At 60.4% G+C, this 13,770-nt stretch carries 8 protein-coding genes; all 8 read left to right on the top strand.

The genetic code is table 11. The annotated features are described in order from the left end of the window. The first annotated feature begins 12 nt into the window (after window positions 1–12). Complete coding sequence (tssA, locus tag BLV11_RS17375; RefSeq protein WP_091817475.1) at window positions 13–1,431, top strand: type VI secretion system protein TssA; 1,419 nt, start codon at window positions 13–15, stop codon at window positions 1,429–1,431. 55 nt (window positions 1,432–1,486) lie between these two features. Continuing rightward, window positions 1,487–5,077: a type VI secretion system membrane subunit TssM gene (gene tssM, locus BLV11_RS17380; RefSeq protein ID WP_091817479.1), complete on the top strand. Its 3,591-nt coding sequence runs from the start codon at window positions 1,487–1,489 to the stop codon at window positions 5,075–5,077. A 67-nt stretch (window positions 5,078–5,144) separates the two neighbouring features. Then, window positions 5,145–5,432, top strand: coding sequence for a type VI secretion system PAAR protein (locus BLV11_RS17385; protein WP_091817482.1), 288 nt, complete (start codon window positions 5,145–5,147; stop codon window positions 5,430–5,432). A gap of 64 nt (window positions 5,433–5,496) precedes the next feature. Continuing rightward, window positions 5,497–7,602, top strand: a complete 2,106-nt coding sequence (locus BLV11_RS17390) for a type VI secretion system Vgr family protein (protein WP_091817486.1) — start codon at window positions 5,497–5,499, stop codon at window positions 7,600–7,602. Then, complete coding sequence (locus BLV11_RS17395) at window positions 7,602–8,216, top strand: DUF4123 domain-containing protein (protein WP_091817490.1); 615 nt, start codon at window positions 7,602–7,604, stop codon at window positions 8,214–8,216. The genes BLV11_RS17390 and BLV11_RS17395 overlap by 1 nt, the downstream gene beginning before the upstream one ends. Next, on the top strand, window positions 8,213–11,938 hold the full coding sequence (locus tag BLV11_RS17400) for a hypothetical protein (protein ID WP_091817494.1): 3,726 nt from the start codon (window positions 8,213–8,215) through the stop codon (window positions 11,936–11,938). The genes BLV11_RS17395 and BLV11_RS17400 overlap by 4 nt, the downstream gene beginning before the upstream one ends. Before the next feature lie 6 nt (window positions 11,939–11,944). Beyond that, on the top strand, window positions 11,945–12,943 hold the full coding sequence (locus BLV11_RS17405) for a hypothetical protein (RefSeq protein ID WP_091817497.1): 999 nt from the start codon (window positions 11,945–11,947) through the stop codon (window positions 12,941–12,943). Window positions 12,944–12,957: 14 nt separating this feature from the next. After that, window positions 12,958–13,770 (top strand): hypothetical protein (locus BLV11_RS17410; RefSeq protein ID WP_139173252.1); only part of this gene is annotated, 813 nt, incomplete at its 3' end.

Consider the following 13,770-nt stretch of genomic DNA (forward strand, 5'->3'; position numbering starts at 1 on the left):
AAGGACGGACCTATGCAGGCAGTAGAACAGCATCCCTATGTCGCCCAGGTGCTCGACCCGCTGGTCGGGGAACAGGCACTGGGAGACGCCTTGGGTGAGGACCCGGTGCTGGAGTTCCTGGAAAACGAGATCATGAAAATCGGTTCCCTGGCTCATACCGGTATCGACTGGATGCGGGTCGAGCGGGAGTCCCTGCAATTGCTGGCGGATCGAAGCAAGGACCTGAAAGTTCTTGGGTTTCTGCTGTTGTGCCTGCAGCGCGGTGGTAACGGCGAGCGCTATGCCCTGTCCCTGTACCTGTTGCACCGGGTATTGGACCATTGGTGGAGTGAGGCCTGGCCATACCCCGGCGCCAAGGGCGCCCGGGCTCGCAAGCTGTTGTTCGGACAGGTTCTCCAGCGGGCCAGCGCGGAGGTGGAAAAACTCAGCTTCGACCCCGGCCTGGGGGACGGCCGCCGCTATTGCCTGACGCTGGTGGAGTGCCTGATTACCCAGGCCACCGCCCAGGGCCTGCCGGATGATGGGTTGTACGACCTTAAACGCCAGATCGAGCGTTTACCGGCGGCCAACCAGGCCGCGAGTGAGCCGCCAGTGGCCCCCTCGTCATCACGCCCTGAATCACCTCCCGCATCATCCCCGGCGGCGGCCGCGACGCCCTCTCTTGGCGACCTGACCCTGGATGCCGGCAACGAGCGGGCGACCCGCCAGAGCCTGCTCAAGGTCGCAGATCTGCTGACCGACCTGTCCCCGGCGGAAACCCTGGGATACCAGTTGCGCCGCTACGCGATCTGGAACGGCATCAGTGCAGAGCCGCCCAGTCGTGATGGCGTCAAGACCGACCTGGCGGCGGTGAGCGCCGACCGGGTGGCGGATTATCGCGACGCCCTGGCCAAGGGGCCGGACCTGGCACTATGGCAAAGAATTGAACAGAGCCTGTCGTTAAGCCCGTTCTGGCTGGAAGGCCACTGGCTCAGTGCCCAGGTCGCGGATGCCCTCGGCCACGGTGACTGCAGTGAGGCCATCCGCCTGGCGTTGCGTCGTTTCCTCGACCGCTTGCCCACACTGGAGGCGCTCACGTTTAACGACGGTACGCCGTTTCTGCCCAAGGCGGTGGCCGACTGGTTGCTGGCATCACCGGCGAAATCCGGCAGCAGCGGGTCGGGCTGGCAGCAGGCTTATGAACGGGCGGCGGAACTGTTGCCCCGGGACGGGCTTGGCCCGGCCATGCAGGGACTGGAAGACGGACTGGCCGAAGCCAAGGAGCCCCGGGACCGGTTTTACTGGCGATTGATGTGTACGGAGCTGCTGCGTGAAAGCGGCATGAAAACCCTGGCCCGCCAGCAGGTACGCGACCTTCAGGAACAGACCCGGGCGCTGACCCTGGACGACTGGGAACCGGGCCTGATCGCCCGCCTGGAACGGTTGATGTAGTGCGGAATTGGACAGAGACGGAATTGCACAAAGACGGACGATAGGAACAAGCGGAATGGAAACCATGTGGAGAAAAGTATTACTCGTGGGCCGCTGGCTGCTGCCTTACCTCAGGAACGCGGCCCCGGTCACCCTGGTCCTGGGGGTGGTGGGGCTGTTGGTAGCGACCTGGTGGCTGGGGCCGCGCTGGGAGATCAACCATGAATATCCGCTGGCGGCCTGGCAGATGCGGGCGCTGGTCAGTCTGGGGCTGGTGCTGCTACTGGTGTTGGTGTGGGGCACGGTGCTCGCCCGGCGCCTGGGCCGGGTCAACAAGGCCCAGGCCGAGGAGAAAATGGAACAGGAAGACCCGGTACTGGTGTATGAACGACGCCAGCAACGGTTGCTGGACCGCCAGCTCAAATCGCTGAAAGACAACCTGCCGGGCCGGCATGGCATTTACCGGCTGCCGTGGTATCTGGTGATGGGTTTGGAGGACGCTGGTAAGAGCAGTCTGATCCAGCGCTCCGGGCAGACCTACACCCTGACCAACGTCACCCGCAACACCCGTAGCGAACGTAATCCGCTGGGCTTTGAGTGGTGGGTGGGTGACCAGGGTGTGCTGATCGACCCGGATGGCGAACTGCTGAGCCAGAGGAGTAGTGATGGCGCCGGCGGCGCGATGGAGGAGCGGCTCTGGCATCACTTTATCCAGTGGCTGGAGCAGAATCGCTCCCGTCGCCCGCTGAACGGCGTGGTGCTTGCCGTTGACCTGGCTCGTCTGAGTGTCAGCGCCCCGGACCAACGCAAGGCGCAGGCGGTCTTGTTGCGTACCCGGTTGCGGGAACTGATGGAGCGGCTGGGGGCCCGGTTGCCGGTGTACATCAGCTTCACCAAAATGGACCTGCTCCATGGCTTCTCCGCGTATTTTCGTGGCATCAGCAAAGATGAGCGCCAGCAGCCTTTCGGGTTTACCTTCCGGGTGGACAGCCGTGATCCGGACGAATGGCTCAGCCAGTTTGACGCGCAGTACCGGGACATGGTGGAACAGCTCAACGACGGTCTGCCGGACGTCCTGATGGCCATTCGTGACAGCGAGGAACGCAGCGCGGCCTACTCATTCACCCGCCAGGTCGCGGGATTGCAGCCCGCGCTGGCCCAGTTCCTGACGGACGCCCTGTGCGCGGATGCGTTTTCCACCCCGGCCCTGGTGCGTGGCACGTTCTTTACCTCGGTGTATCAGGAAGGGGTGCCGGAAGACGCCTTTATCTCCGCAGCGGCGGCCAGCTATGGCCTGGCTGCCCCGATCCAGCCGGCCCAGCGCGGTGGCCAGTCCCAGAGCTACTTTACCGATGCACTGTTCCCGTCAGTCATTTATCCGGAAGCCGGGCTCGCTGGCGACAATCTGCGGGTGGTGCGCCAACGCCGGCGCCGGGTGGCCATGGCCGCCGTGGTTGCCCTGACGGCAGGCCTCGGAATGACCGCCGGTTGGCAGCACTACTTCCTCAAAAACGCCGAGACCGCGGCCAAAGTGGAGCAGGATGTCCGCCAGTTTCTCGCGAACTGGCAACCAATTGGTTACGAGCCCGACACCACCGGTCGTAACCTGCTGGACCCGCTGGACCAGCTCCGGCAGGCCACCCTGGCGTTTGGTGATTACCGGGAGCAATGGCCGGTGGTGGCCGATATGGGGTTGTACCAGGGCCGCCGGGTTGGCCCGGCGGTAGAAGCCTCTTACCTGGATATGCTGGCGTACCAGTTCATGCCAGCGCTGATGCTGGGAGTCAGTGAAGAGATGAGCCGTGCTCCGGACAGCAGCAGCGAGCGCCTGCGCCATTTGCGGGTCTTGCGGATGCTCTACGACGGCAGCGGGCGACGTACTGATATTGTGGTGGGGTATATGGACAGCTTCTGGCAGCAGCGATTCCCCGGCCAGCGCAGTGTCCAGCAGCGACTTCGCCGCCACCTCGACTATGCCCTGCAGTATACCGACCTGGCGGCCATGGTTGCCGCCGGCGACCGGGCGGCGGATATGGCGCTGACGCCATTCCGCAGCAGCGTTCAATGGGCCCAGGATGAACTCGGCCGGGTAGCAACCTCCGACCGTGTCTACCAGTCACTGGAACAGGATGCGGTGGAGCAGTTCCAGACCCCCATGAACCTGGGCCGGGCGTCCGGTCCGGCGTTCAGCGCGGTGTTTGCGCGCCTGGACGATTTGGGCCGGCCTCTGCCGGATGACATCGACGACGAGGTCGATCCGCTGCGTATTCCCGGCATGCTGACCCGCGATGGCCTGGAACGCTTCTTCCTGCGTGAGTCAGGGGCGGCCACCGAGCTGGCGCTGATCGATGCCTGGGTACTGGGGCGCCGGGATAACATCGACTTCAGTACCGCCGACGAGGAACAGCTGCTGGCTGAACTTCAGGACCGGTACGCCCGCCAATACGCCGACACCTGGCGTCTGGCCCTGAGCCGGTTGGACATCTACCGGTTTGAGGACCTGAACCACGGAGTACGGATACTGGAAAGTCTGACCAGTGGTCACCAGCCTTTGCGACAGTTGTTGACCCAGGTTCGCCACCACACCGTGCTGATGCCTGAGCCTGCGATGGGGGGGGAGCTGAGGGATACCGTGCTGGCCCAATCCTCCCACTTCCGCATGACCCAGGGCATTGAACGCCAGTTCACCGACCTCAATGAACTTCTGGACAAGGACGGCGACCAGCCCAGTGGCCTCGACCAGATCATGGAGGTACTCACCAGCCTGCACATCTACCTGCGGGGTATCCAGGAAGCGCCGGATCAGGGCAAGGCGGCCTTGGCCGCGGCCCGGGCCCGAATGGGGCTGCAGGGCGCCGACCCCATCTTCACCCTGCAACGGCTGGCGGATAACCAGCCAGCTCCGCTGGATCGAATGTTGGAGAAGCTCGCGACGGAAAGCTGGCGGGTGGTGTTGAACCGGGCGGTCGCCCAGCTGGAGCGGCAGTGGTACCGGGATGTCTATCAGCCCTTCCAGCAGACCCTGGCACGCCACTATCCGTTCACCCCGGAAGCCGGGCGGGACGCGGCGTTGCAGGACTTCGAGCGGTTCTTCGGTCCGGACGGCGTGCTCAACAGCTTCTACAATGACAACCTCAAGCTGTTTCTGGAAGACCACCCGGAACACGTGCTGATGTCGCGGCGGGCGTCCCTGGTCCGGCGGGATGTATTGGCAGCACTGGAGCAGGCGGAGCAGATTCGTCAGGCGTTCTTCACTCGCAACGGAACCCTGGATGTGGAGTTCGCCATGGAACCGGTTAACCTGTCGTCCAACAAGCGCCGCAGTGTGGTCAACATCGATGGCCAGCTGGTGGAGTTCAGCCACGGCCCCCGCCAGAGTATCCCGCTGGTGTGGCCGAACACCCTGCGCGACAGCGTGGAAAGTCGCATCACCCTGGTGCCGACGGCGTTCAACCGATCACCCCGCAGCCTGTCGACGACCGGGCCCTGGGCCCTGTTCCGGCTCCTGGATCGGGCTGACATTACCGGGGTTAGCGCAAGCGCCGTGGATGTGAAGTTCCAGCTGGATGACGGCGAGATGCGTTACCGGCTCCACGCCGCCAGCAATACCAACCCGTTCACACAGCAGCTGCTTGCAGGGTACCGGATACCCCGCAGTCTGTATTAGACTGGGCCCGCAGCTTAACCACCCCCGGCCAGGAAGGCTGGGGTAGTGCTACCAAGGAGGTAACAGCATGACCAGGAATATTGTCCTGTTGGGTGATATCGGCACCGACCACGAAGGCTTTCCCCCCACCCCGGTCATCGCGGGCAGCGCCACCGTGCTGTTGGATGGCAAACCCATTGCCCGTCAGGGGGATCCGTTGGCGATCCACTCTAAGCCCAAGCATCCGCCGCACCCACGATTTGTGGCCGCAGGCAATCCCACCGTGTTGATTGAAGGAAAACCCGTTGCCCTGACCGGTGATGCGGTGACCTGTGGTGGCACTCTGATTGGTAGCGGCAGCGGCGTCAGCAACTGACCTATGGCCGGGGACGGAATTCAATTCTGTCCCCCTCCTGAGAAACTCTTCAAGGACTGAAGACATGCCCCAGGCAACCGGACTGCAATTCACTGTGCGTGTCGGCGAACTTCCCGCTGACCTGTTCGCCGTGGTCGGCTTCGAATTTACCGAAGCCCTGTCCCAGCTATTCCATGGCAAGTTGGAACTGGCCAGCTTTGACCCCGCCGTTGCGGTTAACGAGGTGTTGGAACAACCGGTCGAACTGGCGGTATGGCAGGACGGCCAGTTGCTGCGCCGTTTCACCGGTGTGGTGTCCGAATTCGCCCGCGGCGACAGTGGCCACCGCCGTACCCGTTACGAGGGGGTGGTGGAACCCCCGCTGTGGCGGCTGGGGCTGATGCACAACAGCCGCATCTTCCAGACCCAGACCCCGGACCAGATCCTCAAGACCTTGTTGGAAGAGCGCGGTATCGCCGATACCGTCTTTGACCTCAAACGCACCCCGGCAGAACGGGAATACTGCGTCCAGCACCGGGAAAGTGACCTGGACTTCCTTCAGCGCCTGGCCGCCGAAGAAGGCTGGCACTACCGGTTTGACCTCGACGCCGATACCCAGCCACTGACGATCTCAGACCATCACGGCGACACTCTCACCCTGGCGGAGGCCACCTACAACGCCGCCGCCGGCGGCAGTAGTCGGCAACCGGCGGTCTTTGCGTTCAACTACCGGGAACGGGTTCGCGCCGCCTCGGTGGCGATGAAGGACTACACCTTCCAGAACCCCGCCTACGCCCTGATGCATGAACGCGCCGCCACCAACCTGGATGGCCAGCGCGACGATTACCAACATTACGACTACCCGGGCCGCTTCAAGGCCGATGCCAGCGGCACCGCCTTCACCCAGGCCAAACTGGACGCCCTGCGTAACAACGCCAGCGTGGCCAGCGGCAAGAGCAACCGCCCCGACGTCGCTGCGGGCACCAAGCTGCCGCTGACTGGCCACAACCAGGACAACCTCAACCGCGACTGGCTGATCACCGGGGTCGAGCATACCGGCCGCCAACCCCAGGCCCTGGAAGAAGAGGGTGGGAGCGAACCCACCACCTACCACAACGAATTCAAGGCCATCCCGGCGGATCGCACCTGGCGGCCACAAGCCAGCCACCGACCGCTGATGGACGGCCCCCAGATCGCCATCGTCACCGGCCCGGCCGGGGAAGAAATCCACTGCGACGAACACGGCCGGGTGAAAGTGCGTTTCCCCTGGGACCGCTATTCAGGCAACGACGAACACTCAAGTGCCTGGCTCCGAGTCAGCCAGGGTTGGGCCGGTGGCCAGTACGGCTTTATGGCACTGCCACGGATCGGCCACGAAGTCATCGTCAGCTTCCTCGACGGTGACCCGGACCAACCCATCATCACCGGTCGCACCTACCACGCCACCAACACGCCGCCCTACGCACTGCCGGAACACAAAACCCGAACGGTGCTGAAAACCCAGACCCACAAGGGCGAGGGCAGCAACGAGCTGCGGTTTGAAGACGAAGCCAACCAGGAACAGATCTACCTCCACGCCCAGAAAGACCTGGACCTGCTGACCGAGAACGACCGCACCGAGGTCATCAAACATGACAGCCACCTGACGGTGGAGAACGAACGGATCAGCCACATCAAAGCCAGTGACCACCTGACCGTAGACGGCGAACGCCGCGAACAGGTTGGCCAGGACCACAGTTTCAACGTCACCGGCACTCTTCATCTAAAAGCCGGCACCGCCTGGCTCACCGACTCCGGCACCGAACTCCATATCAAGGCCGGCCAGAAAGCCGTCATCGAAGCCGGCGCCGAAATCACCCTCAAAGCCGGCGGCAGCTTCGTCAAAATCGACCCCAGCGGCGTCGCCCTCAGCGGCCCAGCGATCAAACTCAACGGTGGTGGTTCGCCGGGAAGTGGGTCAGGGCAGGGGGTGCAGATGCCGGGAATGCCGGGGTTGGTGGATGCCAATGGCGGGGCGGTTGCGCCGGTGGCCTTGGCGGAGGTTGGTCTAAGGGCAATTGGTAAACCCGATGACATGATTGCCGCACTGGAAGTGGCGGCTGTTGAAGACCTCGCCCTAGTCGATAAGTGTATGGAGCAGCCTGATGGCAGATGCCCACTTGAAAACTGCCACTGTCGGGAGAGCGCCTGATGCGCCAATTTGCTCTAAGTGAGGCCGCCAGTAGCCATGCCTTTGACGACAGCCTGAACTGGTACGCCATTCTTGAAGGGGCCGATCCTGGCTATGACACTCTTCAACTGATATACGCGTCGATTCCGAGCCCTGAGTGGTTATCCATTTACCAAGGTGGTCCCTATACGGAATTGGTGAAGGTGAGCCCGGTCTTGCTCAAGCTTGATCAGCCAGATAGTTGGATAAGGCATTGGCGGACAGACTTTCCTGGCCTGGCAGGATCGCTGCTTGGATCGGAGCAGGACCTGGCTGGCGTTGGTCACCACTTACGTACACTGGTGTCGGTCCGTGTCCGAGAGGGAGCGGATGCGATGTTCCGGTTTCACGACGCCTGGATCATGAGTGCCATGTACCCCGAGTTAAGCGTTGCCGAACGCGCGAAGCTCCATGGCCCTATAACAAAGTGGCTATGGTTGCTTGATGACAAAGCTGTCCTCGGTGAAGTTGGGATAAAGCATTCATCTGATATCGAGCAGCTGGAGGACGGCTGGTTGCATCTGGACAACGTAAAACTGGATGCCATTCGGCAAGGCTTAGCGGCCAAACGGAATTGGAAGGATACCCACGCATGACAGACACCAGCGGCATTACTGCGGCGGCTCCTTGCAAGGAGCCTGAGCGGCTCTATGTGGAAGTGGCGGGCACGGACATTCACTCAGGTCACGGGCTTGTGCTGGAGAAAAACGGAGAAGTCGTTAATGCGCTCACCATGGCCCAGAAGCAATGGCACCAGCGTTACGAATGCGACTATGTGGTGAATCGCGCCGAGCGTTTTGATCACACCCTGGCAATGACGATCGAAACGGAGCAGGGAGGTCTGCTGCGACTCCCCCTGCTTGACAACGTGCAACCAACCCGGCTCACGGGCCGCACACAGTCCAACCTATTGTTCCCTGTCTATCCAATGGCGAGCCTGCCTTGGGTGGAAGGCGCGCGGGGCCAGGCATTGCTACGTCCTGGATACCTCTACGTGTTCTGGAAAGGTATCCTCTGGCGGGAACTCCAAACAGACGAAAACGGCAAGCTCAGGGATATCGACTTGGCCTGTTGGCGAGAGCAGGCCAAGCTGATAAATGCGCCCGAAGATCGGGCCAGGCTGGACGATCGACCTGCCGTGAGCGTCGCTATGGACACTCTCTGGGTACCAGCCCGCTTCCAGGGGGTTGCTCGTGCTGAATGGACCATCGGTGACGTCGAACTGGCCTGGTCAGAACAGCAGTGGAGTTGGGACTACATCGAGTCATTGGAATCGGGCCAGGATATTATTCACCTGCCAGCCAGTTACCGGGAACTGACGGGCATACCCGCCTATGGTAAAGAAGGGGCCCAGGCGATCAATGCCCGTCGTCAGGCCCGCTGTGAGAACCTGGGTGGGCTGGACAGGTATGAGCACGGTCGCCGGTTTGGTCCTGAGGCCCATGCGGGCTTAGGATGGATGCCGCTAGACCAGGCCGCCCCCTGCCGCCGTCGAGATCCGGGGCGGGAAAAGGACGCATCCAATCCATTTCGAGTGACCCAGTCTCTGGGCGGTGGTGGTCTGGAACGGGACAACACGGTGCTCCACCGCATTCAGGACGAGTTGGAGCGCCAGGAAGGTTATGTGTGCAAGGCAGCGGAGACTGTTGACGTTGCCAGCGGCCTGAACCGCTGGATGGACGAATTGATTGGAGAGGATTGGCGGACCCAGTCTGATAGTCAGGCGGGTGTCGGCGAGCTGCAGGCAGACAATGCGGAGACCGCCCGCAAAGACTTGTTGGATGAAGTCCGCAATCGCTTGGTGTCCGCAACTGAGGAAGAGGATCAGCTTGCACCCTTGAGGGGGCGTCACATCCCTGCGGTACTATTGCCGGACGTTCTGTTTGAGCTGGAATGGCTCACCAGTCAGACTGGCCTACATCTGACCCACCTGAAGGCGGTCGCAGAGGCCACTCAGGACCACCCTCATTTCAAGAGTGCCATGCTAGTGCACTCGGCCATCTTCGACCACAAGGGCTATGAGCGTGGTCCCTTTGATGACTATCGCCACGCCGTGGATACCGAGAAGCTGGACGAGGCGCTCCGTAAGGGCGAACGCGAGTCTTGGCGGGCCACATGCTATGACTTGACCCAGCGACGAATCGAGCTATTGGAAAACAGCGCCATTCCGGTATTTAACGACCTGTTTTCGCTCAACGGTCTAAGCTACCCCATAGCCTTGCAGACCCTGAATTCTCTGCTTACCTATCTGGACACGTCAGTATTCCAGTTTGATCCACTGGTGGGTAAGGTGGCGAGAGATCGGGAAGCTTATCGAGACCAGGCTGGTGTCGCCTATATCGAGAAACTGGTGCGGGGACAAACCGGGTTGTCTGCTTTCATGACCGTTGACGCAGATAAGGTGCCCCTAGACAAAGCACTGGGCGATGACATCAGCGAGTGGCGAGTGGAGCCAAACGACGGCTCAGGTAAGCCCCGGCCGGGTCTTATGCAATGGCTCCAGGCACAACGTCCGGCGGTCGGCGACTTGCCTGAAGCCCTGCGAGAGCAGTACGACCTGAGCCAACAGGAACGCCAGACCGTTGTCGATAGCATTGCCCGGATGTCGGACCCTGTCCTGCTGCGCTGGGTCCAAGTGTCCTACACCACCCTAGGCCAGTTAATGGCCGACCTTAGCAGCGAGTTTTACCTCACCGTCCAGCGGGCGTTGCTGCGAAAGATTGGCGATGGTCCGATCTACCATGCGACTGACACCCTACAAATCCCGACCCGCTACATGAAAATGGGCAACCCGTTCCTGCGGGCGCTTGTGGTGGGCCATGCCAATCCCCTGCTGGCGAATCCCAATCCGGAGATGGTGCCCTTGGGCATCCGCTTCGGTAATCAGGAATCCGGTCTTGCCCGTTTCTCGACCGAGGCCATCAATGACGCCTTGCGCCAAGCCAGTGGTAGCCAAATCGTTCGCCCCAAAGGCGGTGTGGTCAACCGGGTAGGGCCCGGCATGGAGGGGAATTACGCCGTTATTCGCAACGGCAATGGCAAGATGATCGCCAATGCGGTCTCTGTGGCAGGTATCCAGGGCGCTAATCCGACCGCGTCTGTGCAAGTGGAGATGTTCCTAGCCCATAAAGACAGTATTGCCGCCAGGATGTCACAGGGCTTAACGAGCCGGATTGGTAACGAGTTGATGCGCTGGGCGCCACCCGGGATGGTGGGGGTTTTTGGATTTAATGTCATCAATAGCGTTCATACGTTTCTTTCTTCAGACTTTGATAAGGGAATTCCAGTAAAAGAAGCAACCGCAATTGCTTATGGAATATTCAACCTTATGTATTGGCTTGGACATATTGTCGAAGCCGAGAACTTGGCCCAGGAAACACGTTTGTCTTGGCTCACCAGGCCTCGGTTGGAAGTAAGAGATATTCGTAACCCCCAGCTCAGGTGGGCTGCCGGGAGGCTATTTTCTGATAAGGTGCTGTCCTTCGCCAAGTATGCAGGCGTCGCAGGTGCAGCCCTGGAGGTGGTATTAGCCCTATGGGAAGGCATTCAGCGGGTTCAGGCCAACGACCATGATGCTGCGGTTGGGTACTTCACAGCAGCAGCTGCCTTTGGCGTGTTTATGTTCTCCCACTTGGCCAAGACGGGCTTGGTGCCGATTTTAGGCATCAGCTTCGCGGCAGCTTTGGCCGCTGTCGCAATCATTGTGGCCTTGGCGGCGCTGGTGTGGGCCATTGTCCGCACCGACGATGCGTTAGAAACCTGGCTAAAGAACGGGCCATTTGGCAAGGTGGAACCTGCCAGTCAGTTCCAACATCTCCACAGTGCACCGGAAGATGCCTTCCAGTTCCTGGTGGGGGCTCTGTTCCCGCTAACCGGGGCCAGCGCTGACCTGGCCGAATGTAATGACCAAGGCCTGTTGTCTGATGAGGAAAAGAACTGGTTGTTTGAAAGCCAGCGCCCCGAAGGGCATGTGATCTCTGTCAGCTCCGCCGCCTTCCTGTTAGTGGATCGACCCGAAGAGCAGTTCAAGGCCCATTTCTGGATAACCTGGAACCTGGGCGGTAAGGTGAAGCCCCTCATCCCCGAGTTCGTGTACTACGACGCCAAACGCCAGATGTTGCGCTTCCATGTGCCCAAACCCCAGTGGCGCGGCATGGGCCGTTTCCGCTCCCTGGAAAAGCTGACGGCGAAGGTGCAGGTTGCTTTGGGCAACGGCGGTCTGTTGCCGACTAGCGATATGGACCAACCGCTGGTACCTGCGGCAGACGAACCGGAACGCGGCGGGGACAACCCTCGCTGGCTCACGATTACGAGTTGACCCGTTATGAATGATGTCTATCAAACCACCGCCTATCGTTCCGATGCCATCCCGGCCTTGCCACCGGGAGGGCACCCGGACATGGACCGGGCTTTCCAGCGCCTGCCTTGGGGGCACAATCAGAATCCAATAGTGCCCAACACCATAGAGGCGCAACTGGCCTACGCCCGCTTGTTTGAGAGCGATAAGGATGCGGAGGATGGTTATCCTTGGGGGGAGTCGGTGTTCTCGGTCAGTAAGGGCCTCCTGAGTGGACTGCAAGGCTTCTTGTACATGCTGTATATGTGCTCTTTACTTGCCTTCTTCGTTTTTTTAATTCCGTTAGGTCTTTTAATTCTTAAAGTCATATTTACAGAACCATCCATCAAAGGTGTGTTGTGGATATACGATACCTTTAAGTTCATTTACTTACTCATAGCAATAGGCTACTTCGGCGGCAAGTATGGCCGTTTGCAGCTAGCCTACCTCACCGACAAGCGTCAGCGAGCCAATCCCACAGGCCTTTACCGCCGGGAAGGGCTGGTTCGGATCAAGGAGGGCAAGACCGTCTTCGAGGCGCCCTTCATCGAGTTCGACGCTTACCTGGTGCATACCCCCTCAGGCCGCGGCGGTCGCTATTTCAACTTGGTGTTACAGCACCGTTACAGCACACACCAACTGTGGATGAAAGGCCTGCTCACCGACGCCATGAACCAGAAGGAAGTGTATGCCTACTGGGACATGATCCAGCAGTTTATGGACGTGAGCGGTCCCCTGCCAGACGTGCCGATCTTCGAGCCCTTCCGCGCCCGAGACCCGGTGACCGCTGCTCACGATGAACGTACGGGGCGGGACCCGCGCAAGTGGCGCAAGATCACCCGGGAGGACTGGCGCAAGAACCACGAACAACGGTGGCAAAACCGTCTGCGGGAGACGAACTTTCATCATGCCTGTATCCTCGATGCCCACATCCAGGGTCGTGGTTTGCCATTGCCCGATGAGCCTCGAGGGGCCATGTTAGCGTGACTAAGTAGGCTTTCATGGTCATCCCTATCAATAATTCATTTACATTGGCTACCACCTCCGGCGGCTACTATGGCCTCGGAGCCTATCGTCCGGAGTCGATCCCAAGCCAGCAAGACCAACGCGGGGATGCCAACCGGTCAACGCTTGGCCGGACAGGTAGTATTCGATTGCCTTGGGGGAATGCCCAGGATGTGGCCCCGGCCTCAATACTGTCGAGGGTCCCGCCCAAGAGCTTGCGGCGCATTGAGAGAGAGGGTGATCCCCTGGCGGGGGTCGGCTACCAGGGCCGAATGGACCACGAGTGCATTCGTCACGCCCGTATGGCGTTTCGGGTTATTGCTGTTGACTTTGTGGGTATCCTCTCAAAATTTGCCTTCTTTACCTTAGGGCCCTTATCTATCGTTGTTTCTCTGTTGTTCTATTTTACTTTTGGTAATGACCCATACCTGATTGATTCTAAAAAAGACCTATTTATATTTGTGGCTATCTGTACGATTCTCCCGCTCGCAGTTTGGCAGCTCACCAAAATCATGTTCAACCTCTTCCCAAAGTGGCTCCTGAAAACCGGCAGGGGGCCTGAATGGGAGCTCAATCGCCGCACAGGCCTGGTCACCGTCTGGACTTACCCAAAAAAGGCTCCCTTCCGAAAACAAGGTAACCCCACCATCACGCAGGCGCCGTTTTACGAGTTTGATGCCTGGGTGAACGCCCGGGCAGATCGTCATGGGGTGTTGAATTCGCTGGTGATGTACCACCGTTACCAGAAACTGATGGTCCCCGTTGGCGACCTTCTGGGGAATCAGAGCCTGCCCCAGCCGTGCTATGCC

Source organism: Marinobacter mobilis, from assembly GCF_900106945.1.
In the GTDB taxonomy this organism is placed as follows: Bacteria; Pseudomonadota; Gammaproteobacteria; order Pseudomonadales; family Oleiphilaceae; genus Marinobacter; species Marinobacter mobilis.